The sequence below is a fragment of the Stenotrophomonas sp. YJH_SMC_73 genome, from assembly GCF_059370155.1.
On sequence record NZ_JCAFTJ010000005.1, the window covers coordinates 334,252 to 360,157 of the forward strand.

Sequence of the window (25,906 nt, forward strand, 5' to 3'; positions counted from 1 at the left end):
GCTTACCCTCCGAACAGCTTGCTGAAGAAGCCCTTCTTCTCGACGTTGGTGAAGCGCATCGGGCGTTCTTCGCCGAGGATGCGCGCGACGGCGTCTTCATAGGCCTGGCCGGCAGCGGATTCGACATCCAGGATGACCGGCTCGCCTTTGTTGGAGGCGTTGAGCACGTCGCCCGATTCCGGAATCACGCCGATCGCCTTCAGGCCGAGGACTTCCTCGACGTCGGCGATGCTCAGCATCTCGCCGCTTTCCACGCGCAGCGGGGTGTAGCGGGTCAGCAGCAGGAAGGCCGGCACGTCCTGGCCGGATTCGGCCTTGTGGGTCTTCGAATCGAGCAGGCCGATGATGCGGTCGGAGTCGCGCACCGACGACACTTCCGGGTTCACCACCACCACCGCGCGGTCGGCGAAGTACATCGCCAGGAAGGCGCCCTTCTCGATGCCGGCCGGGGAGTCGCAGATGATGTAGTCGAAGCCGTCGGCGGCCAGGTCCTTCAGGACCTTGCCCACGCCTTCCTGGGTCAGTGCGTCCTTGTCGCGGGTCTGCGAGGCCGCCAGCACGTACAGGTTGTCGAAGCGCTTGTCCTTGATCAGGGCCTGCTTGAGGGTGGCTTCGCCGTGCACGACGTTGACGAAGTCGTACACCACGCGGCGTTCGCAGCCCATGATCAGGTCGAGGTTGCGCAGGCCGACGTCGAAGTCGATCACCGCCACCTTCTTGCCGCGCCGCGCCAGGCCGCAGGCCAGGCTCGCGCTGGAAGTGGTCTTGCCGACGCCGCCCTTGCCGGAGGTGACTACGATGATTTCAGCCAAAGGACTTCTCCTGGTTCTGCATGAGTTTGGTGCTGCGTCAGTCCAGCGCAGCGATCTTGATCTGGTCCTGTTCCAGCCACACCTGGACGGCCTTGCCGCGCAGGTTGTCCGGAACATCGTCCAGTACCTTGTAGTGGCCGGCAATGGCCACCAGTTCCGCATGGAAATCACGGCAGAAGATGCGTGCCGCGGTGTTGCCCTGGGCCCCTGCCAGCGCGCGGCCACGCAGGGTGCCGTAGATATGGATGCTGCCATCGGCGATGACCTCGGCGCCGGCGCCGACGGTGGCCATCACGGTCAGGTCGCAGTTTTCCGCGTACAGCTGCTGGCCCGAACGCACGTTGCCCAGCTGCATGCGGCCCGGCTGCGGTGCAGCGGCGTCGGCCACCTTGGCCACCGGCGTCGCCGGGGCAGGCTTCGGTTCGGCACGGGCTGCCCGGCGCGGTTCAGGTGCGGGCGGCGGCGGGGCCGGTTCGCCCTCGGCACGCTCGTACTGCGCGCGGAACTTGGCCAGCAGCGGCAGGCCGAGCTGCTGGGAGAGCAGGTCGACCGCGCTGGTGCCGTAGGCCAGCGCCACCGGCAGCACCCCGGCGCTGCGCAGGCCGTCGACCAGCGCCTGCGCGGTGGCCACGTCCGGCACCTGGCTCAGGCCGCCGAAGTCGAGGATCACCGCGGCGCGGCCGAACAGCTTCGGGGCGCGGGTCACGCGCTCGCGCATTTCCTGCACGAGACGTTCGACATCAAGGGTACGGATGCGCAGGTTGGCGATGCCCACCTGGCCGATCTTCAGTTCACCGGCCTGTTCGTAATCGAAATTCACCGCCACGCTCAGGTCCCCGTCGGCCGCTGTGCCTGCGCCGGCAGCTGCCGGGCGCGTGTCCATGCCACATCCGGCAGCTTGTCGCCGTAGGTCTCCTGGACCCATGGGTAGCTGCACAGTTCCTTGGCCAGCATGCTGGCGCGCACATCGACCTGCGGCATGGTGTTCTGGCCCAGCTCGCGGAAGCCGAAGCTGCCGTGGAAGAGCAGGGCGGCATCGGCGCCATGGTCGAGGAAGACCTCGCAGGTCATCTGCGGGTAGCGCAGCTCGGCGAAGCTCTGCGCGTCGGCGTAGAACGCACGCCCGACGCCACCGCCACGACGGCGGCTGGCGACCACGATGCGGTCGATATAGAAGAACGGGGTGTCCAGCTGCTGCTTGAACCAGGCGAAATTGCTGCTGTCGTGCTGGCTATCGCTGCCGAAGCCGATCAGGAAGCCGGCCAGGTTGCCGTCGCGCTCGGCGACGCGGAAATACTCAGCGGTTTCATAGAACAGGCGCAGGCGGGCCGCATCCAGGGGAAGGATGGCCAGGCCAGCGTTGTTGTTCAAAGCCAGGACGGAATCGAGCTCGTGCTCGCGCACGTCGCGGATGACAATCGACATTGTGACTCCGTGGGGTAACGCGGTTGGTCCATCAAGGGACCCTGCGCACGATTATTGCATGCCCGGGGTGGGCTGCGGCATGAACAGGCGACCGGGCAGGCATGACTTCCGTGGGGTGCGGTGCGCAGGCGCGGCCCGTAGAGTGCTGGCATGTTGGGAGTCCTCAGCCATACCCGCGTCCTCCGCCTGGCCGGCCTGTTCACCTGGGTCATGGTCGGCCTGCCCCTGGCGTACTCGCAGTTCGAGAACCTGCACAGCCGCGGTGACATGGGCGGCTGGGCGATCCTGTTGTTCGTCGCCTACCTGTCCTTCGGCACGGCCTACTACTGGTTGACCCGCATCCTGCGCAGCGACAGCCACACCAGCTGGCTGGACCGCGGCCTGCTGCTGTTGCTGACGGTCTCGGCGCTGGGGGTCAGTTTCCTCAGCGGTTCGGGCCTGGGCAGCATCCTGATGATGGTCGCCGCCGGGGTCATTCCGTGGATGCTGTCGGTACGGCTGGGGGTGCTGTGGCTGCTGGTCAGCCAGCTGGCGGTGGCGCCGGTCTATTACCTGCTGCTGCGCTTCCCGCTGTTCGAAGCGGTGATGCAGTCGCTGCTGTACGGCGGCTTCTCCATGTTCATCTTCGTGACCAGCCTGGTTGCACGGCAGCAGACCGAGGCCCGCGACGAGCAGCGCCGGCTCAATTCGGAGCTGCGTGCCACCCGCGCCCTGCTGGCCGAGAGCGCGCGGGTCAACGAGCGCACCCGCATTTCGCGCGAGCTGCACGACCTGCTGGGCCACCAGCTGACTGCGCTGACCCTGAACCTGGAGGTCGCCGGCCACCTGGCCGAGGGCCAGGCGCTGGACCACGTGAAGCGCTCGCACGCGCTGGCCAAGCTGCTGCTGGGCAATGTGCGCGAGGTGGTCAGCCAGCTGCGCGAGACCGGCGCGATCGATCTGGCCGCGGCGCTGCGCCCGCTGACCGAGAACGTGCCCTCGCTGGACATCCAGCTGGAGATCGAGGATCCGTTGAACGTGGAAGACCCGCAGCGGGCCCACGTGCTGCTGCGCTGTACCCAGGAGATCATTACCAACGCGGTGCGCCACGCCGGCGCCCGCCACCTGTGGATCAAGGTGTACCGTGAAGCCCCCGACCGGGTGGTGGTGGAGGCCCGCGACGACGGCGTCGGCGCGGATATGGTCAATGTAGGCAATGGCTTGCGCGGCATGCGCGAGCGCCTGCAACAATGTGGTGGCCAGCTGCAGATCGAAACCCGTCCCGGAGAAGGCTTCCGGCTGCGGGCGACGGTGCCGGCAACGGTGCTGGTGGCGGCCCTTACCAAGGTTCCTGAAGGAGTGCGTTGATGATTCGCGTCTGCCTGGTCGACGACCAAACCCTGGTGCGGCAGGGAATCCGCTCCCTGTTGGCGCTCGACGACGGCATCGAGGTGGTGGCCGAGGCCGGCGACGGCCGGCAGGCGGTCGAGCTGATACCGCAGGTGCGCCCCGACGTGGTGCTGATGGACATGCGCATGCCGGTGATGTCCGGTCTGGAGGCACTGCAGGTGCTGTCGCGGCAGGAACAGCTGCCGCCGACCATCATCCTCACCACGTTCGACGATGACCAGCTGGTGCTGGCCGGGCTCAAGGCCGGTGCCAAGGGCTACCTGCTCAAGGATGTCACCCTGGCGCAGCTGGTCGGTGCCATCCGTACCGTGGCCGACGGCGGTTCGCTGGTGCAGCCGGCGGTGACCCAGCGCCTGCTGTCCGGCCTGGAGCACATGCGCAACGAGTTCGTCAGCCTGGACCGCCCGGACCCGCTGACCGACCGCGAGACCGAGATCCTGCGGCTGATGGCCAGCGGCTTCTCCAACAAGGAGATCGCCAATTCGCTCGGCGTGGCCGAAGGCACCATCAAGAACCACGTGTCCAACATCCTGTCCAAGCTGGGCGTGCGCGACCGTACGCGTGCGGTACTGAAGGCGTTCGAACTCCAGCTGGTCTGAAGAAAATCGTTCAAGTACAAAGACTTGGGTCGTAGTTACGGGTTCCTGCCAAGGTTGCCCCCTACTTGCCGGGTAGCGGTATGCGTTACCCTTCGAATTCTTTGTCCATACAAATACGCAGCCGGCAGGGAAACCGGTGCGCCAATCCCGATAAACAATGCCCGCGAAGCCTGCTAGGATTGGCGCTTCGCTTCAATCAACCCGGCCGTGGGATCGGCCCCGGAGACTCTCTGAATGACCCGTATTATCGAGTTCCTGATCGCCTTGGGGATCGTGGCTGGCCTGTTCGTCATCATTGGCGTATGTCTGCCGGGCGAGCGTCACATCACCGAAAGCATCGAGACCAACCGCAAGATGACGATCGTGTACGACACGGTCAGCAGCCTGCGCCGCTTCAAGGACTGGAACCCGCTGGTACTGCGCGATCCCGCCGTTGAACTGAAGCTGTCCGGCCCGGCCTCCGGTACCGGTGCCACCCTCGACTTCACCTCCAAGGACCTGGGCACCGGTTCCTGGAAGATCACCGAAGCCGAAGAGAACAAGCGTGTTGTGATCGCCATCGAAGACGCCACCAAGGGTCACGACAAGGTCACCACCTTCAACCTGGAGCCGACCGGCAAGGGCGGTCGCAACGTCAAGATCACCCAGGACTACTCGGTGAAGTACGGCTTCGACCTGTTCGGCCGCTACGCCGGCCTGTATGTCAGCCGCCAGATCGGCGACGACATCAAGCTGGGCCTGTCGCGCATCGCCAACATGCTCGCAACCGTGCCGAACGTGGACTACCGCACGCCGGAAGCCCCGCTGACCGACCTGGCCATCGTTGAAGTGCCGGCCGAGAACCTGCTGGTGGTCAACGCCGGCAACGTGGACCGCGGTCAGGACACCATCACCAAGTCCATCAAGGACAACCAGGAGTGGATCAAGCGCGTGATGGAGGCCAATGGCCTTGAAGCCGCCGGCCCGTTCCGCATCATCACCACCGACTTCGGCCAGGAGAAGTACGCCTTCGACATCGCCCAGCCGGTGAAGAAGAAGGGTGCTGAAGGTGCTGCTGCCGACGAGCTGACCGTCAAGATCGACGGCGGCGCTCCGGTCAAGTACGTGCACGTTGCTCCGCACCGTTCGGCGCATGCGGCCTACACCGGCCACATGGCGGGTCTGGACGTGGCCCGCAACGGCCTGCGTGCCTGGGCCGTGACTTCGGGCAACGAAGTCATCGACCGCCCGTACGAAACCTGGAAGGACGGCATCGACAAGTCGTTCACCCCGGAAGCGACCTACGACATCTACTGGGCCGTCAAGTAAGCCTCGGCTGACCCATGTAGTGTTGGACACGAAAACGCGCCGCTCATTGCGGCGCGTTTTTTTGATCCGGCGCCCGGCAAGGGGCGCTGCGCAAGGAGCCCCCATGTTCAATCTCGAACGTCGTGCACGTAAGCCGTCCCTGCTCGCCTGCCTGGGGGCGCTGCTGGCCGCTGCCTCGATCGGCCTGTCCGCCTACGCCTCGCATGGCGTGGCCGATCCGCTGGCGCAGCAGCACCTGAACATGGCGGCGCTGTACGCGTTCGCGCATGGTGCGGTACTGGTGGCACTCGGGCCGCGCGCGCACGGGGCGATCGCACACCTGGCGCTGTACGTGCTGCTGCTGGGTGTGCTGTTGTTTTCAGGCAGCCTGGTGGGCGGGGCGCTGTGGCAGTGGCCGACGCGGATGGCGCCGATCGGTGGCACCAGCATGATGGCCGGCTGGGTGGTGCTGGCGATCAATGCGTTGAGGCGGTGACGGCAATCCGGGTACAGCCGAGCATGGCTCGGCACGACATGGGGGCGTTGCGCGGCAGCTGCTGTAGAGCCGAGCCATGCTCGGCTTCGAGCGAAGCGGCCCGCTTTTGTCTTCGCTCTCTCGTTCCATTCCGCGTGCGGGCGCCACGAGGGGCTCAGCTGTTGGCCGGCCTCCAGCACCAGTGCCAGGGTTCGTAGACGATGCCGTGCGGGTTGTCGCGTGGGTAGCTCAGATGGAAGCCATGCCCGCCGGCATGCACCTGCAGCCAGGCGAACGCGTCGGTGGCTTCAAATGATTCCTCGGCCGGGGCGTCGCCCGGTGTGCCGATGTCCAGCGCGTGGCCGCTGTGGTGTTCGCTGAACCCCGGCGCTGCATTGACCTTCAGGATCTCCGTCACGCTCAACCCACGTGCCAGCTTCCGCTCGAAGATGCCCAGCTGGTAGGCATGGCTGCGGAAGCCGGAAATTGCGTCGAGCGCGATGCCCTCCCGTGCCGCCTGCAGGCGCATCCGCCGCCATCCCTGCGCGGCGCCACGGCGCAGCCACAGTGGGCGGCCGAAGCGGTCACGGCCGGCGAAGTGCAGCAGGCACGGTTCGGGCTCCAGTGGCAGGCCGCTGTCGTCGGCATAGCGCTGTGCATCCAGGCCGAGCTGCTGCAGGCGTTGCTGCAGCCCGGCCAGCGGCAGCCACTGTTCCTGCAGCGGGGCGCCGAACGGACGTGCCGCCGCTGCATCGAGCAGCGCCAGTGCGTCCTCGGCCCCGGCCTCGCGCAGCAGGCGTGGCACCAGCGAATGCACGCCATGCGTCGTTACCGCCGCCAGGTAGCGGCCATCGCGCTTGCGCCGCAGCACCCACTGTGCCTGCGACAGCAGGCGGGCATCCGGGTTGCTTCGTGCGCGCAGCAGGAGGGCAGGCCACAGTTCGATGGCCTCGGTATTGATCAGCAGGGGGGCGCGTCGTTGCATCGCCGCAGCTTACTGCCGTGGCGCCGAAGCGGCCACCTTGCGCAGTGCGTCCAGCAGCACCTGCGGCCGCTCCAGGCTGAGCAGCAGCGTGCTGCCATCGCTGACCGGCAGGGCGAGAACGCGCGTGCGGTCGGTGACCAGCGCGAACCCCTTGCCGCCGCCCTGCAGGCGGAAGTGGCCGGAATAGAAGCCCGGCATCGCATAGCCATTGGTCTTGAAACGAATGCCATAGCGGCGGTCACGCTGCAGGTCGACCACCTCGGCCTGGTCCAGCCGCAGCTGTGCCACCGGAACGCGGCGGCGGTACATCGTCGAGCGCACGTCCAGCACGTCGTCGGCCAGTTCCACCCGGCGACGGAAGAACGCCGCGCCCAACCCGATGCCGAGCGCGGCGATCACCAGCAGGCTCCAGGCGGCACTGCCGCCCATCCGGAACCAGGGCGGCGACAGCGTTACTTCGATCCAGGGCGCCGTGGCCGGTGCCTTGTACAACTGCGCATACAGGCAGGCCACGAAGGCGGCGAGCAGGGGCAGCACGATCCACAGCACGCGCAACGGCGAACTCTCGGCCACCTCGTACTGCTTTGGATCGCTGGCACCCATGGCTCAGGCCTCCTTCTTGAATACCAGCATCGCCGGGCGCATCGGTGCGGGGATGATGATGTTGACCAGCTCCCAGCCCAGTTGGCCCTGGCGGCTCAGTTCGCTCTGGATGTCCTCGGCCTTGAGCTGGCCCATCATGGACGTCTTGACCTCGATCGTCTGGTAGCTCCAGCGCTTGCTCATTCCTTGTCCCCCGAAGATGGCGTGGGTTTCGGCAGGCGTCCTGCCTTGCGCAGGGCGTCGCGCAGCACGTATTCGATCTGTGCGTTGAGGCTGCGCAGCTCGTCGTCAGCCCAGCGTTGCGCGGCGGCCAGGACGTCGGCATTGATGCGCAGCGGGTAGGCTTTCTTCTCACTCATGCAAGCTCCTGGCGGGGTGGTGGGGCACCCCGTTGCGAGGGTGGTTCAGTACAGCGAACCGGCGTTGACGATCGGCTGGGTACCGCGGTCCGAGCACAGCACGGTCAGCAGGTTGCTGACCATGTGCGCCTTGCGTTCTTCATCCAGCTGCACCACGCCGTTCTTCTGCAGTTCGGCCAGGGCCATTTCAACCATGCCCACCGCACCGGCCACGATGCGCGTGCGTGCGGAGATCACCGCGTTGGCCTGCTGACGCTGCAGCATCGCCTGGGCGATTTCGGCGGCGTAGGCCAAGTGGCTGATGCGTGCGTCGATCACCTGCACGCCGGCGTCGGCCAGGCGTTCGGCCAGCTCGTTCTTCAGGTGCTGGGAGATCTCGCTGGCATGGCTGCGCAGGGCCAGCTGGCCGTCTTCGTGCTGGTCGTAGGGATAGCTGGTGGCCATCGCACGCAGCGCAGATTCGGACTGGATGTGTACGAAGCTCTCGTAGTCGTCCACGTTGTAGACGGCCTCGGAGGCGTCGACCACCTGCCAGACGATCACCGCGGCGATCTCGATCGGGCTGCCGTCCAGCTCGTTGACCTTCAGCTTGCCGCTCTCGAAGTTGCGCACGCGCTGGCTGACCCGGCGCTTGGCAAAGAAGGGGTTGTTCCAGCGCAGGCCGTTGTCCTTCACCGTGCCCACGTACTTGCCGAACAGGCTAAGGACCGCCGCCTGGTTGGGCTGGATGGTGTACAGACCGGCCAGGATGAACACGCCCAGCGCCACCAGCAGGGCGCCCAGCAGCATCAGCAGCAGGCTGGGCGAGCCGGTGCTGGCCTTGGCTGCCACGCCCACCACGAACAGGGCGGCGCCGGCGAGGCCGACGAGCAGGGCGCCGACCAGCGTGCCGAGGCCGTTGAGGGAAGACAGCGACTTCTCTTTCATGGCGGTACGTCCTTGAGGGTTCAAATTTAAGATATCAAAGTGATATCACCTGTCCACTACCGTTCGTCGGATGCCATGGTCAGGGTGCCCGGCCAGCTAGAATGCCCTCCCGCCTTCACATCGCTGCTGGAACCGCCATGGCCAAGCTTGGAACGCCGTTGTCCCCCTTCGCCACCCGCGTGCTGCTGCTGGGCTCGGGCGAACTCGGCAAGGAGGTGGCCATCGAGCTGCAGCGGCTGGGCGTGGAGGTGATCGCCGCCGATCGCTATGCCGACGCCCCGGCCATGCAGGTCGCGCACCGCTCGCACGTGATCGACATGCTCGATGCGATGGCGCTGCGGGCGCTGATCGCCCAGGAGCAGCCGCACCTGGTGGTGCCGGAAATCGAGGCCATCCACACCGAGACCCTGGTCCAGCTGGAACAGGAGCAGGGCCTGCGGGTGATCCCGACCGCGCGCGCCGCACGCCTGACCATGGATCGCGAAGGCATCCGTCGCCTGGCCGCCGAAACCCTGGGACTGCCGACCTCGCCGTACCGCTTCGTCGATACCGAGGCCGAATACCGTGCTGCCGTCGCCGCCATCGGCCTGCCGTGCGTGGTCAAGCCGGTGATGTCGTCCTCGGGCAAGGGCCAGAGCACCCTGCGCAGCGAGGCGGACATCGCCCCGGCCTGGGACTACGCGCAGACCGGTGGCCGCGCCGGTGCCGGCCGCTGCATCGTCGAAGGCTTCATCGATTTCGATTACGAGATCACCCTGCTGACCGTGCGCCATGCCGGTGGCACCTCGTTCTGTGCGCCGATCGGCCATCTGCAGAAGGACGGCGACTACCGCGAAAGCTGGCAGCCGCAGCCGATGTCGAGCGCGGCACTGGCGCGTGCCGAAGAGATTTCGCGCGCGATCACCGATGACCTCGGCGGCTGGGGCCTGTTCGGCGTGGAGCTGTTCGTGAAGGGCGACGAAGTGTGGTTCAGCGAAGTGTCGCCGCGCCCGCACGACACCGGCCTGGTGACGCTGGTATCGCAGGAGTTGAGCGAGTTCGCGCTGCATGCGCGCGCCATCCTCGGCCTGCCGATCCCGGTGATCCGCCAGAGCGGCCCGTCGGCGTCGTGCGCGCTGTTGGCACACGGCGAGGGCGTGCCGTACTTCAACAACGTCGCCGCTGCATTGCAGGTGCCGGATACTGCCGTACGCCTGTTCGGCAAGCCGAGCGTGCATGGCCATCGCCGCGTCGGTGTCACCCTGGCGCGCGCGGAAACCATCGACGAGGCGCGCGCCATCGCGCGAGATGCCGCCGACGCCATCGGCGTCGAACTGCGCCCGTAAAGCAAAAAGGGGACGGAGGGGATTAAGTCGTTTGTGCCACAAACGACTTAATCCCCTCCGTCCCCTTTTCAGGGCCGTCGACTCTACCGCACGTCCACCCACACCAGGTGGTGGTCGCTGCCGTCGGCGATCTTCGCTTCCGGGCTTTCATTGGCCGGCCAGAAGATGCCGCTGCCGACGTACTCGAAACCGGTTGAGGGCAGTACGTAGTCCAGGCGCATCGTGCCGGACTTCGGGCCGAAATCGCCAGTGGCATGGAACGGTGCGCCCTTGCGCTCGATGCCCTTGGCCGCATAGGCCAGGCTGGTCTGCTCGCCACCGACGCTGCGCGGGGTGGGGTAGCGCAGCACGCGGGCGTTCTCGATCAGTTCGACGATCGCCTCATGGCGGCCATCACCATCGACCGGGTCGTTGTTGAGGTCGCCGAGGATCACGAAGCGCGCATCCTGCGCCAGGCCGCCGCAGTGGCCCTTGTCGTCGCACAGCCATGGCTTGTCACCCTTGGACAGGTATTCCTGCCACAGGCGCAGCTCGTCATGGTTGCGCGCCGCGTTGCGCTTTTCCGGGCCGTCGAACACCGGCGGGGTCGGGTGCGAGACCAGCGCGTGCACCACGCCGGCCGGGGTCTTTACCGGCACGTCCCAATGCGACTTCGACGACAGGCGCAGCTGCGACCACACATGGTCGTTGTAGAAGCTCTGGCCGGTACGTGGGTCGACCGGGCGGATCGCGCCGGGCATCGCGCTCCACTTCAGCAGCTGGAAGCTGCGCACCCTGGCTTCGTCGATCGGGTAGCGCGACAGCACCAGCATGCCGTACTGGCCCGGGTGCAGGCCGTAGCCCCAGGCATCGTTGCCGCGGCTGCGGCCTTCGCCACCGACCACGCCGTTGTTGTCCAGGTCCAGGCCGCTGGGCACGCCGGTGTTGACCGGGGCCAGATAGCGGTAGGCGAAATGCAGCGGCTTGCCGCCACCGGGCTGGGCGACCTCCAGGTAGCGCTTCTGGAACAGGTCGGCGGCGCGATGGGCGTCGTCGAAGTCGAATTCGTTCAGCAGCACCAGGTCCGGGCGCACCTGCTGCAGCACTGCGGCGATCTTGCGCGCGTGTTCGCTGTCGCCTTCCAGCTCCTTGATCAGGCCACCGGCGTCATCGGAGTACAGCGAGGTGTTGTAGGTGGCCAGGCGCAGCGCAGCGGACGGCTTTTCGGTCATCGCAGGGGACGTGGCGAAGGCAGGGGCGGTGGCGCCGCAGAGCAGGGCCAGGGCGAGGATCAGGGGATGGCGGCGGGTCATGTTCATGGGCCGTATTGTGCACCCGGCCCGGTGTCAGCGGTTTGTCAGCGCCCGTCCAGATCCTTGTCGAAATCGTGCCAGCGGCGGCCATCGTAGGCTTCCAGCGGATGGAAGCGGCGCTTGTAGTCCATCTTCTGGTGGCCGCGGATCCAGTAGCCCAGATACACGTGCGGCAGGCCCTCGCGGCGCGCCCACTCGATCTGCTGCAGGATCGCGAAGGTGCCCAGCCCGCGCGCGGCGTGGTCCGGGTCGAAGAAGGTGTAGACCGCCGACAGGCCGTGCTCGGTGACGTCGGTCACCGCTACCCCCAGCAGCTGGCTGGGCTGGCCGTCGTGGCCGGGCAGGCGCATCTCCATGAAGCGGGTGTGCGACCAGCTGCCGATCAGGAACTGCTCGAACTCGTGCGGGCCGTGGTCGTCCATGCCGCCGTTGGCATGGCGGTGGGTGAGGTAGCGGTGGTACAGCGCGAACAGGTCATCGCGGGCGGTGGTGGCGGTGATCCGCACCTCCAGGTCGTCATTGCGGGTGGCACAGCGGCGCTGGCTGCGGTCCGGGGCGAAGCGGGCCACCGGGATGCGCACCGCCACGCAGGCCTGGCAGTGCGCGCAATGCGGCCGGTAGACCAGGTCGCCGCTGCGGCGGAAGCCCCAGCTCAGTGCCAGTGGATAGAGCGCGCCGAGGCGGCGGTCGTTCGGGTCCAGCACCAGGTCGCGTGCCACCCGGTCCGACCAGTACCCGCAGGGGTGCTCGCCGGTCTGGAAAAGTCGCAGTTCGTCGTCTCTGTCGCCATGTATCGCCATGGGCACAGCATAGCCCCAGGTTGTCGCAGTGGCGGCGACTGTCCGCCGGATGAATGGAATCGGCAGTAGCGTCAACCGACGTCGCGCCCGGGCGTTGTTGTCCCCCGAGGGTGAAGTGATCACCCCGACGCTGTTCCCATCCCCAGGAGTGACCTCATGATCCGTACCCCCCTGCTGCTGGCCCTGCTGCTCGGCACCTCCGCATCCGGTATCGCGCTGGCGGCCGACACCCCGGCCACGCCGGCACCGCGCCCGGCCAAGCTGGACACCAACGGTGACGGCGTGATCGACCGCAGCGAGGCGGCCGCCAACCCGCGCCTGGCCGCGAAGTTCGACGAGCTGGACAAGAACAAGGACGGCAAGCTCTCGCGCGACGAGCTGCCGCGCTGGCAGCATGGCCGTCGTGGCCACGGCGGTGAGCGCTGGGCCGCGCTGGACGTCAACAAGGATGGCCGCATCAGCCGCGAGGAAGCCAAGGCCGATCCGCGCCTGGCCGCGCGCTTCGACCAGCTTGATCTGAACAAGGACGGCTACCTGGACAAGGCCGACCGCGAGCTGCGCATGAAGCAGCATCGTGATGCCTGGTTCGCCGCCGCCGACACCAACAAGGACGGCCAGCTGAGCAAGGCCGAGTTTGATGCGGCCAAGGGCCCGATGCATGGTGGCCCGCGCCATGGCGGTCCGCGCGACGGCGGCGCACCGAAGCCGCAGCGCTGAGGGTCAATGCAGTGATGACGACAACGCCGGCGGCACTGCCGGCGTTGTCCGTTACAAGCGGCCGCTGCGCATCAGCGAGTACGCCACAAGCGCAATGACCATCAGGTTCATGGCGATGATGGCGGTGCGGCCGTACATCGATTCGAACTTCCAGTTGATGCCGGTTCGCCCGCGCCGCGCCGAATCGCGCGCGATCATCGGCGCCATCACCCGCTGCAGCGTCACCAGGCACTGGTAGTTGACCACGCCCAACCCGACCGCCAGCACCGTCAGCTGCGTCCAGACCGGTGCCTGCAGCACCACAGCCAGCAGGATCGCCAGGCACCAGAACATGCCGGTGGTGATGTTGAGGTAGAGGAAGCGGCGCACATCGGCCCGCTCTGCCGCAGTTTCGGTGTACGACATCAGGAAGCGCCCGCCGAGGTAGCTGCCGATCGCGCCACCCACCACGCCGCCGATCACCGCCCCCCAGCTTTCGGCCGGCAGCACATGCAACTGGCCCAGGGTGGCGGTCAACGAGCCCATCGCGGTTCCGCCGGCAACGCTGGCGCCGCCGAGGCCGAGCTTGCTGCCGCCGATGCCGACGCCGGTGCCGAGCAGCACCGCTGCACTGGCGGTGCCGGGCGCGGCCACCAGCACCATCGACACCACGGCGGTGGCGAATGCAGCGCTCGGCGCGCTGCTGCGGGCGAATTCACCGAAGCGCTGCAGCAGGCCTTCGCGCACCAGGGCACGTGCACGCGACAGGCGCTTGCGCACGGCCGCATCGCTGAGCCCGAGCAGGTCGGCGACCTGTTGCGAGCGCTGTCCCTCGCGGTAGTACAGCAACAGCACTTCGCGGCTGTCGGCGGGCAGGGTGGAGATGATGTCCTCGGCGGCGATCTCTTCCTCCACCCGCTGCAGGCGGTCAGCCGCGCCCGGCGACGGGTCGGCGGCCATGCCCATCGCTACCTCGGCCGCCTCGCCGGTCAGCGGCCGCCCACGCTGGGCGCGCAGCCAGTCGCGGGCCAGGTTGCGGGTGATCTGCCGCAGCCAGGGCAGGAAGCTGGTCGCGCTGCGCAGCTGGTGCAGCTGCTGCCAGCCCTTCACGAAGGCCTCCTGGGCGATGTCCTCGCTGGCCTGGCGGTCGCGGGTGATGGCCAGGGCGATGGCGGTGACCGTGTTCTGGCAGGCCAGCACGATACGGCCGTAGGCGTGCTGGCAACCGCTGGCGGCGGCGGGCAGTTCGCGTTCCAGGGTCTGGTCGATCGATGCGGCGAACGTCGTCATGGCGGCGGCTCTCCTGCTGGGATTGTGTCCCATGACGGAGCCGCGCGCCCAATGTGACCGACTTCCTGTGCTGACAAAAAAGGGGACGGAGGGGATTAAGTCGTTTGTGCCACAAACGACTTAATCCCCTCCGTCCCCTTTTTGCAGTTGCCGGCCAGCGGCGGGTACGACCCGTGGGTTATTTCGATGGCTGGATGCGGACCCGGACTTCTTCCTCTTCCGGTGCGGCCTGCGGGGCCGGTTGCGCCTGCTGCGGCTGGGCCTGCGGGGCAGGGGCCGGTGCTGCCGGGGCCGGGACACCGCGATGGCGCAGGCCGATCACCAGCGCCACGCCGGCGATCACCACCAGCAGGGCGATGCGGATGCGCCAGGCCCAGCTGCGGCCGCCGCTGCCCTGTTCCGGCGTGTCGCGGAAGGCGAACTCGGCGGTCGGATGGTCGCGGCGGGTGGTGTCGAGCAGGCGCGCCTCACGCAGGATCTCGCGTGCACGCGGCTGGTCGTCGGCGCGCACGATCCATACCGCCGGGTAGGCGTTGGCGTTGCCGAGGTCGGTATAGCTGAACTGGCCGCGGCGACGGGTCTTGTACGAGCGCCCGTTGGTCACCTTGACGTCGATGCCATGCCCGCGCAGGAGCTCGGCCACGCCTTCGACGGTTTCCACGCGCTGGCTGCTGAAGATCTGGCGCATGGGTTTACTCCTTGGCCGGCACGGCGGCCGCGGCAGCCTGGTCGGGAACCACGCGGATCAGGCCCTCCTGCGCGGTGCTGGCCACCAGCACACCATTGCGGGTGAAGAACTGGCCGCGGGCCAGGCCGCGCGAATCCTGCGCGCTGGGGCTGTCCAGCGAGTACAGCAGCCAGTCGTCGGCACGGAACGGGCGGTGGAACCAGATCGCGTGGTCGAGCGAGGCCATCTGCACGTGCGGGTGGTAGTAGCTGATGCCATGCGGGAACGTCGCCGTGCCCAGCAGGTGGAAGTCCGAGGCATAGGCCAGCAGGGCCTGGTGCAGTTCCGGAGCATCGCCGACCGGCTCGCTCAGGCGCAGCCACACCTGGTGGTAGGGCGGGCGCTTGGGCGGGTTCAGTTCGTCGCGCGGGTAGACGTGGCGGAATTCGAACGGGCCGCCGCGCGACAGCCAGCGCTGCACCTTGATCGGCAGACGCTCCAGCACTTCGGCCGGCAGCGGCCGGTTCGGTTCGATGTCTTCCGGCTGCGGCACTTCGGGCATCTTGTGCTGGTGCTCGGCGCCGGTCTCGGCCTGCTGGAACGATGCCGCGCAGAAGAAGATCACCTTGCCGTGCTGGATCGCTGTGACCCGGCGCACCGAGAAGCTGCCGCCGTCGCGGGTACGGTCCACGTCGTAGACGATCGGGTGGTCGATGTTGCCGGCGCGCAGGAAATAGGCGTGCAGCGAGTGCACGTGGCGGCCGTTGTCGACCGTGGCCTGTGCCGCGGCCAGCGCCTGGCCCAGCACCTGCCCGCCGAACACGTACTTGGTGCCGATGTCGCGGCTCTGCCCGCGGAACAGGTTGTCCTCCAGCCGCTCCAGCGTGAGCAGGTCGATCAGCTCGGAGACGACGGGTTCGGGCGTGTCGTTCAAGGGGGCGGCCACAGCAGTGAAAGAGGGCCTGATTATACCGGTCAGGGGTCAGATCCCTTTCGCCCGGCGAAAGGGATCTGACCCCGGGCGGGGCAACCGCTATTTGCCCAGCCGGGCTACCAGGGCCTGCAGGGCGTTCTGTGCGTCCGGGGCGAACCAGGCCTCGACGAAACGGTCGAGCTGGATCAGGTCCGGCTGCAGCGCCACGTGCAGGTCGGCGCGGGCGATGGCGCGGGTCAGCAGCATCGGCTGGCGCGGCTGCCTGAGCAGGTCCTGCAGCCAGGCAATCGCGCGTGCCACCACCAGGTCCCCCTCTGCCAGCTCATCCACCAGGCCGATCTGCACCGCCTGTTCGGCCGGTACCAGCGAACCGGTGGTCAGCAGCACGCCGGCGCGGTGCACGCCCACCGCACGGCGCAGCAGGCGCTGGATGCCCTCCGGCGCGATCAGGCCCACCTGCACCTCGTTCAGGCCGATGGCATATGGCCGCGACGGATCGGCGCTGCGGGCCATCACCCGGTAGTCGCAGCACAGGGCCAGCACGCAGCCGCCCGCCGGGGCGTGGCCGGTGATCGCCGCGACCACCGGGATGCGGCTCTCGGCCAGCGTGCGTACGGCGCCAAAGAAGGCGTTCCAGGTGTCCAGCAGCTTGTGCTTGTCATCGCCATGCGAGAGCAGGTGCGGCACGTCCATGCCGCCGGTGAAGATGCGCTCGCTGCCCGACAGCACGATGCCGTGCGCGTCTTCGGCCATGGCCAGCTCGATGGCATGGATCAACTGCCGGCACAGGTCGGTGTCCAGTGCGTTGACCGGCGGCCGCGCCAGGCGCAGTTCGCGGATGGGGCCATGGTTGATCACCTCGATGAGCGTCGTCATGCTGCGGTCTCGTTGCGAAGAAGGAACCTGGGCGATGATAACCAAACCATTCGTTGGCGTACTGTGGCTTCTGTGTGCGGCCGCAGCATCGGCCTCGGCGGCGGAATCGGGCTGCGTCACGGTGGATCAGGGCTGGGCGCGGTTGCCACCGAATCCGGCAATGCCGATGACCGCTGGCTACGGCGTCATCCACAACGGCTGCGGCAAGGCGGTGGTGATCACCGGCGCGACCAGCAGCAGTTTCAATGATGTGTCGCTGCACGAAACCACGATCACGGATGGGGTCAGCCGGATGCGCGCGATCGAGCGCCTGCCGCTGGCGCCGGGTGCACGTGCCGAGCTCAAGCCCGGTGGCCTGCACCTGATGCTGATGCAGGGCAAGGGCGCGCTGAAGGAGGGGCAGGCGGTGCCGCTACGGCTGCAGCTGGAAGGCGGCGGCGAAGCGAGTGCGACGCTGGCCGTACGCAAGGCTGCGCCGTAGCGGGATGGTCGTGCCGGCCGCTGGCCGGCAGCACAGGAAATGCCGGCCAGCGGCCGGCACTACCGCAGGGCCTTACGACCAGTCGTACGAGAACAGCACGGTGCGGCTTTCCGGCTCGTACAGCATCACGATCGCATCGGCGCCGGTGGCGCACCAGTTGTAGCCGGCTACGCCGGCCACGGCGAAGAACTTGTTGCCGTTGCGGGTGATGATCACCGTTTCGGCATCGTCCGCAGCGTTTGGGTCATCGGCAGCGTCGGTGAAGCCCAGTTCGAAGGCCGCGGGAATCTCCGCGGTCTCGGTCCAGTTGCCGAAGCCTATCGGTCCGCCCAGCGTATCCAGGTAGTCGCGTTCGCTGGCCTCACCCTTGCCGTAGCGCGAGTAGCAGGCGAGACGGCCGTGCGCGGCATGGTAATCGCGGGCCTTGGCGTAGCTGTCGCGCATCTGCGCGATGTGCTCCTGCGCATCCTTGTCCTGCACCGCCTCGCCGATGAAATAGCCCTCATTGCCGAGGAAGCGCATCTCGTTGCCGGCGGTCAGTTCGAAGGCGATCCAGTTGGTGCCGGTGAAATCGTTGTGGTGTTCTTCGGTGGTCTCGCCGATGCAGCCGTCGTACGGCTCGATCGGGCACAGCATCGTCGCCACCTGGCCGGCCAGTTCCGGCCGCAGCACGCCCAGGTCGATCTTCAGCAGCGGCAGCAGGTGCTGGCCGAGCCAGGCCTGGTCGGCGGGAAAGACGTCGGTGGGGAAGGGGACCATGCCGGGCAGCAGGTCGCGCAGTTCAGTCTGGTGGATCATGTCAGTCCATTGAATGGGATCGGTAGTGCCGGCCGCTGGCCGGCAACCTCATTGCAGCCAAAGCGTGCCGACCAAGGTCGGCACCTACCAGGGCGCGTCAAGTGGAGGCGCTGCGGATCGCCTCCGGCAGCGGCGCGCTCTTGCCGGTCTGCGTATCCATCCACACCACCACCACGTTGCCGTCGGAATACAGCTTCGACGCGTCCTGCTGGTCGACGATGCGGTGGCCGATGGTCACGCTGCTGTTGCCCAGGCGCTCGACGAACAGCTCGACCAGTATGTCGTTGGGCCACACGATCGGCAGCCGGTAATTGACGTTGGTCGCGGCCACCACCGGTGCGATGCGGTCGGTCATCGACACGCCGTCCACGCCGAGCATCCAGCGCACGCGCGCTTCTTCCAGGTAGGAAATGTACTTGGCGTTGTTGACGTGGCCCATGCTGTCCATGTCACGCCAGCGCACGCTGATCGGGATGCGGGCCAGGATCTTGTGTTCGCTGCTCATCAGGCGTCCTTCTTCTTCGATGTGCTCTTGCTGGCCTTGCCGGTGCTCTTGGCGGCCGCGGCCTTCTTGGCAACCTTGGCCGGCTTCTCAGGCTTCACCTTGCGTGGCGGGCGGGCGTCGGGCTTGTTGGCCACGGCAGCCGGCTGTTCCGGGCGCGCGCTGGTGGACGGCAGCATGCGCGCCAGGAACTGGCCGGTATACGACTGCGGACAGGCCGCCACGTCTTCCGGCGTGCCGGTGACCAGGATGGTGCCACCGCGGTGGCCGCCTTCCGGGCCCAGGTCGACGATCCAGTCGGCGGTCTTGATCACGTCCAGGTTGTGCTCGATCACCACCACCGTGTTGCCTTCGTCGCGCAGCTTGTGCAGCACGCCCAGCAGCGCTTCGATGTCGTGGAAGTGCAGGCCGGTGGTCGGTTCGTCGAGGATGTACAGGGTGCGGCCGGTATCGCGGCGCGACAGTTCCTTGGACAGCTTCACGCGCTGTGCTTCACCACCGGACAGCGTGGTCGCGCTCTGGCCCAGTTTGATGTAGCTCAAGCCGACGTCGACCAGGGTTTCCAGCTTGCGTGCGATCGACGGCACCGGTTCGAACAGCTTCAGTGCATCCTCGACGGTCATTTCCAGCACGTCGTTGATGTTGAAGCCCTTGTACAGGATCTCGAGCGTCTCGCGGTTGTAGCGCTTGCCATGGCAGACGTCGCAGGGCACGTACACGTCCGGCAGGAAGTGCATCTCCACCTTGATCAGGCCGTCGCCCTGGCAGGCTTCGCAGCGGCCACCGCGCACGTTGAAGCTGAAACGGCCCGGCGAATAGCCACGCGCACGCGCTTCGGGCACCTGTGCGAACAGTTCGCGCAGGGGGGTGAACAGGCCGGTGTAGGTGGCCGGGTTCGAACGCGGGGTGCGGCCGATCGGTGACTGGTCGATGTCCACCACCTTGTCGAACAGGTCCAGGCCATCGATCTCCTTGTACGGGGCGATCGGGTGCGAGGAACCGTTGATCTCGTTGGCGGCCAGCGAGAACAGGGTGTCGTTGATCAGGGTGGACTTGCCGGAGCCGGACACACCGGTCACGCAGGTCAGCAGGCCCGACGGAATCGCCAGGTCCACACCCTTGAGGTTGTTGCCGCTGGCCCCGCGCAGGTGCAGGGTCATCTTCGGGTTCGGCTTGTGCCGGCGCGCGGGGATCTCGATCGCGCGCTTGCCCGACAGGTACTGGCCGGTCAGCGAGCGCGGTGCCTCCAGGATGTCCTGCAGGGTGCCCTGGCCGACGATCTCGCCGCCATGCACGCCCGCGCCCGGGCCGATGTCCAGCACGTAGTCGGCCAGGCGGATCGCATCCTCGTCATGCTCGACCACGATCACCGTGTTGCCGAGGTCGCGCAGGCGGGTGAGGGTGCCGAGCAGGCGCTCGTTGTCGCGCTGGTGCAGGCCGATCGACGGCTCGTCGAGCACGTACATCACGCCGACCAGGCCGGCGCCGATCTGGCTGGCCAGGCGGATGCGCTGTGCCTCGCCACCGGACAGGGTGTCGGCCTTGCGTTCCAGGGTCAGGTAATCCAGGCCCACATCGACCAGGAAGCCGAGGCGCTCACCGATTTCCTTGACGATCTTCGCGGCGATCTCGCCACGCCAGCCCGGCAGGCTCAGTTCGCTGAAGAATTTCAGCGCCTCGTCGATCGGCAGCACCACCAACTCCGGCAGCGGGCGGTCGGCCACGAACACGTTGCGTGCCGCTTTGTTCAGGCGCGCGCCATGGCATTCCGGGCACGGCTGTTCGCTGATGTACTTGGACAGCTCTTCGCGCACCGCCGGCGATTCGGTTTCCTTGTAGCGGCGCTCGAGGTTGGGAATGATGCCCTCGAAGCGGTGCTTGCGCTGGGTGCGGCCACCGGCTTCGGTGAAGTACGTGAAGGTGATCGCCTCATCGCCGCTGCCGTACAGCACGGCCTGCTGCACGTTCTGCGGCAGCGAGTTCCATGCCGCGTCGACGTCGAACCGGTAGTGCTTGGCCAGCGAGGCGATCAGCTGGAAGTAATAGGCGTTGCGACGGTCCCAGCCGCGCACCGCGCCGGCGGCCAGCGACAGCTCGGGATGCACCACCACGCGCGAAGGATCGAAGAATTCGGCCATGCCCAGGCCGTCGCAGCCGGGGCACGCGCCCATCGGTGCGTTGAACGAGAACAGGCGCGGTTCCAGCTCCGGCAGCGAGTAATCGCAGACCGGACAGGAGTACTTGGAGGAGAACAGCGTCGGCGAAGCGTCGGCACTGTCCAGGCTCTGCACCGAGGCCATGCCGTCGCCCAGCTTCAGCGCGGTTTCGAAGCTCTCGGCCAGGCGCTGCTTGATGTCCTCGCGCGGGCGGAAGCGGTCGATCACCGCCTCGATGGTGTGCTTCTGGCGCAGCGCCAGCGGCGGCACCGCATCGATTTCATGCAGCTCGCCGTCCACGCGCACGCGCACGAAACCCTGCGCGCGCAGCTGGTCGAACACCTGGGCATGCTCGCCCTTGCGGTCGCGGATGACCGGGGCCAGCAGCATGTAGCGCTGTTCCGGGTCCAGGGTCAGCACCTGGTCGACCATCTGGCTGACCGTCTGCGCCTCCAGCGGATAGCCGTGGTCCGGGCAGCGCGGGGTGCCGACGCGGGCGTACAGCAGGCGCAGGTAGTCGTAGATCTCGGTGATCGTGCCGACCGTCGAACGCGGGTTGTGCGAGGTCGACTTCTGCTCGATCGAGATCGCCGGGGACAGGCCCTCGATGTGGTCCAGGTCCGGCTTTTCCATCACGCTCAGGAACTGGCGCGCATAGGCCGACAGCGACTCGACATAGCGGCGCTGGCCTTCTGCATAGATGGTGTCGAACGCCAGCGAGGACTTGCCCGAGCCGGACAGGCCGGTGATCACGATCAGCTTGTCGCGGGGCAGGTCGAGGTCGAGGTTCTTCAGGTTGTGCGTCCGCGCGCCGCGGATGCGGATGAAATCCATCGCCATGGGGGATCCGGTTGTGGGGGCGTTGGCTGGGTGCCGGGCCAGCAGGGAACGGCAATCGGTCAGCCTACCGAGGTGACCAGATGGGGGCAATGGGCGACAATGCCAGCCCGATGTCTCATCTGGTGAGACAGGCCGTCAGGCAGGGGTCAGATCCCTTTTCACGGGGTTAAAAGGGATCTGACCCCGTTCCGGAGCCGTCCCCCCCGCGGCGTTCGGGGGTTGACTTGACCCGCGCCCGCTGATCTGCGTACAATTCCGCTCCTGTCCGCCCTCGATGGCGGCAGCTCAGACCACAATAACTACAGAGGAAGGCCTGGTCATGTACGCAGTACTGGTCACCGGCGGTAAGCAATACCGCGTGGCGCAGGGCGAAAAGCTCCGCATTGAAAAGCTCGAAGTCGAAGTCGGCAGCGAGATCAAGTTTGACAACATCCTGATGCTGGGTGACAGCGACGGCGTGAAGCTGGGCGATGCGCTGAAGGGCGCTGCCGTCACCGCCAAGGTCCTGTCCCAGGGTCGTGCTGACAAGGTCCGGATCATCAAGTTCCGTCGCCGCAAGCACCACATGAAGCGTCAGGGTCACCGTCAGTACTACACCGAAATCGAGATCACCGGCATCGCCGGCTAAGCATCAGGAGAAGCAGTCATGGCACATAAAAAGGGCGTAGGCTCCTCGCGCAACGGTCGCGACTCCAACCCGAAGTACCTGGGCGTCAAGATCTTCGGCGGCCAGGCCATCGAAGCCGGCAACATCATCGTGCGTCAGCGCGGCACCCAGTTCCACCCGGGCACCGGCGTTGGCCTGGGCCGTGACCACACCCTGTTCGCCCTCGTGGACGGCAAGGTGGAGTTCTCGGTCAAGGGCGCCAAGAAGCGTCGCACCGTCAGCATCGTCTCGGCCGACGCCTGATCCAGGCATCGCCGGCACCCGTGCCGCGGCATGGCCGTGCTGGATGAAGAGCACGCTGCATGGAGAGCCCCGCTTCGGCGGGGCTTTTCGTTAGAGTTGAAGCAAGACCGGCTGGGCCGGGTTGCCGGCCCGCGGCCGGCATGACATTCAAGGTGGCGGCCAGCAGGTCGCGCCCATCGCAGGCATCGAAACAATGAAACTGGTAGACGAAGCAGAAATCGAAGTGTTCGCCGGCAACGGCGGCAACGGCTGCATTGGCTTCCGTCGCGAGAAGTTCATTCCGCTCGGCGGCCCGGACGGCGGCGACGGCGGTGCGGGCGGCAGCGTGTACATCCGCGCCGACGAAAACCTGAACACCCTGGTCGACTTCCGCCATGAGCGCATCTTCAAGGCGCAGCGCGGCGAGAACGGCATGGGCCGCCAGGCCTATGGCAAGGGCGGCGAAGACCTGACCATCACCGTGCCGGTCGGCACCGTGGTCATCAACGTTGCCACCGATGAAGTCATCGGCGACCTGACCCAGCACGGCGACCGCCTGCTGGTGGCCAAGGGCGGTCGCGGTGGCCTGGGCAACATGCACTTCAAGAGCTCGACCAACCGCTCGCCGCGCCAGGCGCTGCCAGGCGAGCCGGGCGAAGAGCGCACGCTGAAGCTGGAGCTGAAGCTGCTGGCCGATGTCGGCCTGCTGGGCTTCCCCAACGCCGGCAAGAGCACCCTGATCCGTGCCGTTTCGGCGGCAACGCCGAAGGTGGCCGATTACCCGTTCACCACGCTGTACCCGAACCTGGGCGTGGTGAAGGTGGAGAACCACCGCAGCTTCGTGATCGCCGACATTCCGGGCCTGATCGAAGGCGCTGCGGACGGCGCCGGCCTGGGTGCGCAGTTCCTGCGCCACCTGCAGCGCACCCGCCTGCTGCTGCACCTGGTGGACATCTCGCCGATGGAAGGCGGCGTGGAGGGCATTTCGCCGGTGGAGCAGGTGCGTGCGATCGAACGCGAGCTGGAGAAGCACGATCCGGAGCTGCTGAACAAGCCGCGCTGGCTGGTGCTGAACAAGGCTGACCTGATGTTCGAAGACGAGGCGCAGGCCGCGGCGGAGCAGATCGTCGCCGAGCTGGGCTGGAAGGAGCCGTGGTTCCTGGTTTCCGCGCTGGGTCGCGAAGGTACCTTCCCGATCATGAGCCGGATCATGGCCTTCTTCGATCGCCAGAAGGAAGACGAGCTGGAAGCCCGCAACGCGCAGTGAATGCCGTTGTGGTTCCATGCGGAAAACCCGGCTTCGGCCGGGTTTTTCATTTGGTAGTGCCGGCCGCTGGCCGGCAATCCCGGTGAACCGCAGGCAACAAAAAACCCGGCCGGGGCCGGGCTTTTGTCTGCTGCCCAACCCCGAAGGGCAGGGCGGCAACGCCGGATCAGGCGGCCTTGAGGGCCTTGATGCGGTCGTTCAGGCGGCTCTTGTGGCGAGCAGCCTTGTTCTTGTGGATCAGGCCACGCGCGCTGAAGCGATCCAGGATCGGCTGGGCAACGGCGAAGGCGGCTTCGGCGCCGGCGGCATCGTTGGCGTCCAGCGCCTTGATCACTTTCTTGACAGCGGTGCGCAGCATCGAGCGCTGAGCCACGTTGCGCGCGTTGCGCACGACGGTCTGCTTGGCGCGCTTCTTGGCGGACTTGATATTGGCCACGGTGGTGGTTTCCTGAAAAAATCGGTGTTATGGGAACAGCAAGCTAGCTAGTATGATGGCCCGAGAAATGCACGTCAAGTCGATTGTCAAGAGGGACGCTGAGTGAGTTCACCGAAGATGTTGCGGGGCCTGCTGTCGTTCAGCAGCATGACCATGGTCTCGCGGGTTCTCGGACTTGTCCGGGATCAGGTGATCACTACCACGTTCGGCACCAATGCGGTTACCGATGCGTTCTGGGTTGCCTTCAGGATACCCAATTTCCTGCGCCGGTTGTTCGCGGAGGGGTCCTTCTCCACCGCCTTCGTGCCGGTGTTCACCGAGGTGAAGGAGACCCGCAGCCACGCCGAACTGCGTGAGCTGATGTCCCGGACCGCCGGCACCCTGGGCGGGGTGCTGATGCTGGTCACCGCCCTGGCGCTGATCTTCGCGCCGCAGCTGGCGGTGGCATTCTCAAGTGGTGCTGATACCGACCCGGTCAAGCAGACCCTGCTGGTCGACCTGTTCCGCCTGACCTTCCCGTTCCTGCTGTTCGTGTCGCTGACCGCGCTGGCCGGCGGTGCGCTGAACAGCTTCCAGCGCTTCGCGATGCCGGCGCTGACCCCGGTCATCCTCAACCTGTGCATGATCGCCGGTGCGCTGTGGCTGGCGCCGCGGCTGGGCGGCACCCCGGAGAAGCAGATCCTGGCGCTGGGCTGGGCGGTGCTGGCGGCCGGTCTCCTGCAGTTGCTGTTCCAGCTGCCCTCGCTGAAGGGCATCAACCTGCTGACCCTGCCGCGCTGGGGCTGGAACCATCCGGGGGTGCGCAAGGTGCTGACGCTGATGGTGCCGACGCTGTTCGGTTCGTCGGTGGCGCAGATCAACCTGCTGCTGGATACCCTCATCGCGGCCAAGCTGACCGACGGCTCGCAGTCCTGGCTGTCGCTGGCCGATCGCTTCCTGGAGCTGCCGCTGGGCGTGTTCGGCGTGGCGCTGGGCACGGTGATCCTGCCGGCGCTGGCCCGCCACCATGTCAGCACCGACCGCGAGGGCTTCTCGCGCTCGCTGGACTGGGGCCTGCGCATGACCCTGCTGATCTCGGTGCCGGCGATGCTGGGCCTGGTGCTGCTGGCCGAGCCGCTGATCGCCACGCTGTTCCAGTACCGCCAGTTCACCGCGTTCGATACCCGCATGACCGCGCTGTCGGTGTATGGCCTGAGCTTCGGCCTGCCGGCGTTCGCCCTGCTCAAGGTGGTGTTGCCGGCCTTCTACGCCCGCCAGGACACCAAGACCCCGGTGCGCGCCGGTGTTGCCGCGCTGGTGGCCAACATGGTGTTCAACTTCGCCCTGCTGGCCGTGCTGTACCAGGTGATGGTGCCCGACGCGCTGAAGGCGCAGGGCGTGATGACGGCGATCGGCAAGCAGCCGGGCCTGCACCTGGCGCTGGGCATTGCTAGTGCGCTGTCCAGTTACCTGAACCTGGGCCTGCTCTGGTACTGGCTGGGCAAGACCGACGTCTACCAGCGGCGGCCGGGCTGGGGCGGCTATCTGGTGCGGCTGGGGGTGGCCTGCGTGGCCATGGTCGGCGTGCTGCTGGCCCTGCTGCACTGGGTCCCCGACTTCACCGGCATGGACAAATGGCACCGTATCGGTGGCCTGATGCTGCTGGTCGGCGGCGGCGGCGCGACCTACGTGGTGGCCATGCTGGCGATGGGCTTCCGCCCGCGCGACCTGCGCGGGCATTGATCGCGGTCCGTGGCGGCTATACTTCAGGGTTACACCATTGAAGCGGCGGCCCCGGTCGGGCCGGAACGAGAGTT

The 25,906-nt window shown here is 67.0% G+C and carries 29 protein-coding genes; 11 read left to right on the top strand and 18 right to left on the bottom strand.

Annotated features, from left to right (window positions below; translation table 11 throughout):
• Positions 1–2: 2 nt before the first annotated feature.
• The 3 genes from minD to AC5P8R_RS10930 are packed head-to-tail and all read right to left on the bottom strand — an operon-like array spanning position 3 to position 2,237.
• The gene (gene minD, locus AC5P8R_RS10920; RefSeq protein WP_005415682.1) at positions 3–812 is read right to left on the bottom strand and encodes a septum site-determining protein MinD; all 810 of its coding nucleotides are present in this window, start codon (positions 810–812) and stop codon (positions 3–5) included.
• Between the two features lie 37 nt (positions 813–849).
• A complete protein-coding gene (gene minC, locus AC5P8R_RS10925) occupies positions 850–1,695 on the bottom strand; it encodes a septum site-determining protein MinC (RefSeq protein ID WP_046429497.1) in 846 nt (281 codons plus the stop codon).
• Positions 1,641–2,237, bottom strand: coding sequence for a GNAT family N-acetyltransferase (locus AC5P8R_RS10930; protein WP_014036357.1), 597 nt, complete (start codon positions 2,235–2,237; stop codon positions 1,641–1,643). Before AC5P8R_RS10930 ends, minC begins: the two co-directional genes overlap by 55 nt.
• Positions 2,238–2,387: 150 nt before the next feature.
• On the opposite strand from AC5P8R_RS10930, the gene AC5P8R_RS10935 reads away from it, so the two are divergent.
• The 4 genes from AC5P8R_RS10935 (at position 2,388) to AC5P8R_RS10950 (ending at position 6,008) form a co-directional block, all read left to right on the top strand.
• Positions 2,388–3,584, top strand: a complete 1,197-nt coding sequence (locus AC5P8R_RS10935; RefSeq protein ID WP_032961359.1) for a sensor histidine kinase — start codon at positions 2,388–2,390, stop codon at positions 3,582–3,584.
• Positions 3,584–4,225, top strand: a complete 642-nt coding sequence (locus tag AC5P8R_RS10940) for a response regulator (protein ID WP_006424175.1) — start codon at positions 3,584–3,586, stop codon at positions 4,223–4,225. Before AC5P8R_RS10935 ends, AC5P8R_RS10940 begins: the two co-directional genes overlap by 1 nt.
• A gap of 234 nt (positions 4,226–4,459) precedes the next feature.
• A complete protein-coding gene (locus AC5P8R_RS10945) occupies positions 4,460–5,533 on the top strand; it encodes a polyketide cyclase (protein ID WP_014646355.1) in 1,074 nt (357 codons plus the stop codon).
• Positions 5,534–5,636: 103 nt separating this feature from the next.
• Positions 5,637–6,008: a DUF423 domain-containing protein gene (locus AC5P8R_RS10950; RefSeq protein ID WP_014646356.1), complete on the top strand. Its 372-nt coding sequence runs from the start codon at positions 5,637–5,639 to the stop codon at positions 6,006–6,008.
• Positions 6,009–6,162: 154 nt separating this feature from the next.
• Here the strand turns inward: AC5P8R_RS10950 and AC5P8R_RS10955 are convergent, their stop codons facing one another.
• From AC5P8R_RS10955 to AC5P8R_RS10975, 5 genes are read right to left on the bottom strand one after another with little or no spacing between them, the layout of a single operon-like run.
• Positions 6,163–6,972, bottom strand: a complete 810-nt coding sequence (locus AC5P8R_RS10955) for a M15 family metallopeptidase (RefSeq protein WP_495223392.1) — start codon at positions 6,970–6,972, stop codon at positions 6,163–6,165.
• A 9-nt stretch (positions 6,973–6,981) separates the two neighbouring features.
• Positions 6,982–7,575, bottom strand: coding sequence for a PH domain-containing protein (locus AC5P8R_RS10960; RefSeq protein ID WP_478444329.1), 594 nt, complete (start codon positions 7,573–7,575; stop codon positions 6,982–6,984).
• Positions 7,576–7,578: 3 nt separating this feature from the next.
• Positions 7,579–7,758 carry a DUF4177 domain-containing protein gene (locus AC5P8R_RS10965; RefSeq protein WP_014646359.1) on the bottom strand — a complete coding sequence of 60 codons (180 nt, stop codon included), beginning with the start codon at positions 7,756–7,758 and terminating at the stop codon, positions 7,579–7,581.
• The gene (locus AC5P8R_RS10970; protein WP_014646360.1) at positions 7,755–7,934 is read right to left on the bottom strand and encodes a type II toxin-antitoxin system antitoxin; all 180 of its coding nucleotides are present in this window, start codon (positions 7,932–7,934) and stop codon (positions 7,755–7,757) included. Before AC5P8R_RS10970 ends, AC5P8R_RS10965 begins: the two co-directional genes overlap by 4 nt.
• A 45-nt stretch (positions 7,935–7,979) precedes the next feature.
• Positions 7,980–8,861, bottom strand: coding sequence for an SPFH domain-containing protein (locus tag AC5P8R_RS10975; RefSeq protein ID WP_495223394.1), 882 nt, complete (start codon positions 8,859–8,861; stop codon positions 7,980–7,982).
• A 137-nt stretch (positions 8,862–8,998) separates the two neighbouring features.
• Here AC5P8R_RS10975 and purT point away from each other — a divergent pair, with 137 nt between their 5' ends.
• Positions 8,999–10,186, top strand: a complete 1,188-nt coding sequence (purT, locus tag AC5P8R_RS10980; RefSeq protein ID WP_495223395.1) for a formate-dependent phosphoribosylglycinamide formyltransferase — start codon at positions 8,999–9,001, stop codon at positions 10,184–10,186.
• Between the two features lie 83 nt (positions 10,187–10,269).
• Here purT and AC5P8R_RS10985 read toward each other — a convergent pair whose 3' ends face one another.
• The gene (locus tag AC5P8R_RS10985; protein WP_014646363.1) at positions 10,270–11,484 is read right to left on the bottom strand and encodes an endonuclease/exonuclease/phosphatase family protein; all 1,215 of its coding nucleotides are present in this window, start codon (positions 11,482–11,484) and stop codon (positions 10,270–10,272) included.
• A gap of 38 nt (positions 11,485–11,522) precedes the next feature.
• On the bottom strand, positions 11,523–12,278 hold the full coding sequence (locus AC5P8R_RS10990; protein ID WP_495223396.1) for an arginyltransferase: 756 nt from the start codon (positions 12,276–12,278) through the stop codon (positions 11,523–11,525).
• 156 nt (positions 12,279–12,434) lie between these two features.
• Here AC5P8R_RS10990 and AC5P8R_RS10995 point away from each other — a divergent pair, with 156 nt between their 5' ends.
• Entirely contained in the window at positions 12,435–12,995 is a 561-nt protein-coding gene (locus AC5P8R_RS10995; protein ID WP_014646365.1) for an EF-hand domain-containing protein, read from the top strand.
• 51 nt (positions 12,996–13,046) lie between these two features.
• On the opposite strand, the gene AC5P8R_RS11000 is transcribed toward AC5P8R_RS10995, so the two are convergent.
• The 4 genes from AC5P8R_RS11000 to AC5P8R_RS11015 form a co-directional block, all read right to left on the bottom strand.
• The gene (locus tag AC5P8R_RS11000) at positions 13,047–14,264 is read right to left on the bottom strand and encodes an RNA polymerase sigma factor (RefSeq protein ID WP_014646366.1); all 1,218 of its coding nucleotides are present in this window, start codon (positions 14,262–14,264) and stop codon (positions 13,047–13,049) included.
• A gap of 178 nt (positions 14,265–14,442) precedes the next feature.
• Positions 14,443–14,952, bottom strand: coding sequence for a Pathogenicity-related protein (locus AC5P8R_RS11005; protein ID WP_014646367.1), 510 nt, complete (start codon positions 14,950–14,952; stop codon positions 14,443–14,445).
• 4 nt (positions 14,953–14,956) lie between these two features.
• Positions 14,957–15,877 carry an acyl-CoA thioesterase II gene (tesB, locus tag AC5P8R_RS11010; protein ID WP_005408551.1) on the bottom strand — a complete coding sequence of 307 codons (921 nt, stop codon included), beginning with the start codon at positions 15,875–15,877 and terminating at the stop codon, positions 14,957–14,959.
• Between the two features lie 87 nt (positions 15,878–15,964).
• Complete coding sequence (locus AC5P8R_RS11015) at positions 15,965–16,741, bottom strand: enoyl-CoA hydratase/isomerase family protein (RefSeq protein ID WP_014646368.1); 777 nt, start codon at positions 16,739–16,741, stop codon at positions 15,965–15,967.
• A gap of 34 nt (positions 16,742–16,775) precedes the next feature.
• Between AC5P8R_RS11015 and AC5P8R_RS11020 the strand changes: the two genes are divergently transcribed.
• Entirely contained in the window at positions 16,776–17,222 is a 447-nt protein-coding gene (locus AC5P8R_RS11020; protein ID WP_041863160.1) for a copper chaperone PCu(A)C, read from the top strand.
• 72 nt (positions 17,223–17,294) lie between these two features.
• Here AC5P8R_RS11020 and AC5P8R_RS11025 read toward each other — a convergent pair whose 3' ends face one another.
• The 3 genes from AC5P8R_RS11025 to uvrA all read right to left on the bottom strand — a co-directional run bounded on the left by AC5P8R_RS11025 (position 17,295) and on the right by uvrA (position 21,518).
• Positions 17,295–18,020, bottom strand: a complete 726-nt coding sequence (locus AC5P8R_RS11025) for a hypothetical protein (RefSeq protein WP_014646370.1) — start codon at positions 18,018–18,020, stop codon at positions 17,295–17,297.
• Positions 18,021–18,117: 97 nt separating this feature from the next.
• A complete protein-coding gene (locus AC5P8R_RS11030; protein ID WP_032956469.1) occupies positions 18,118–18,525 on the bottom strand; it encodes an acyl-CoA thioesterase in 408 nt (135 codons plus the stop codon).
• Positions 18,525–21,518, bottom strand: a complete 2,994-nt coding sequence (gene uvrA / locus AC5P8R_RS11035; RefSeq protein ID WP_049441204.1) for an excinuclease ABC subunit UvrA — start codon at positions 21,516–21,518, stop codon at positions 18,525–18,527. Before uvrA ends, AC5P8R_RS11030 begins: the two co-directional genes overlap by 1 nt.
• Positions 21,519–21,837: 319 nt before the next feature.
• Between uvrA and rplU the strand changes: the two genes are divergently transcribed.
• From rplU to cgtA, 3 genes are all read left to right on the top strand, one after another.
• Positions 21,838–22,146 (top strand): 50S ribosomal protein L21, encoded by a 309-nt coding sequence (rplU, locus tag AC5P8R_RS11040; protein WP_005408557.1) that lies wholly within the window; start codon positions 21,838–21,840, stop codon positions 22,144–22,146.
• Between the two features lie 18 nt (positions 22,147–22,164).
• On the top strand, positions 22,165–22,428 hold the full coding sequence (rpmA, locus tag AC5P8R_RS11045; protein ID WP_005408558.1) for a 50S ribosomal protein L27: 264 nt from the start codon (positions 22,165–22,167) through the stop codon (positions 22,426–22,428).
• A gap of 193 nt (positions 22,429–22,621) precedes the next feature.
• Positions 22,622–23,674 carry an Obg family GTPase CgtA gene (cgtA, locus tag AC5P8R_RS11050; protein WP_014646373.1) on the top strand — a complete coding sequence of 351 codons (1,053 nt, stop codon included), beginning with the start codon at positions 22,622–22,624 and terminating at the stop codon, positions 23,672–23,674.
• Positions 23,675–23,840: 166 nt separating this feature from the next.
• On the opposite strand, the gene rpsT is transcribed toward cgtA, so the two are convergent.
• Positions 23,841–24,110: a 30S ribosomal protein S20 gene (gene rpsT / locus AC5P8R_RS11055; protein ID WP_005408560.1), complete on the bottom strand. Its 270-nt coding sequence runs from the start codon at positions 24,108–24,110 to the stop codon at positions 23,841–23,843.
• Between the two features lie 117 nt (positions 24,111–24,227).
• Between rpsT and murJ the strand changes: the two genes are divergently transcribed.
• On the top strand, positions 24,228–25,832 hold the full coding sequence (gene murJ, locus AC5P8R_RS11060; protein WP_495223402.1) for a murein biosynthesis integral membrane protein MurJ: 1,605 nt from the start codon (positions 24,228–24,230) through the stop codon (positions 25,830–25,832).
• Positions 25,833–25,906: the final 74 nt, after the last annotated feature.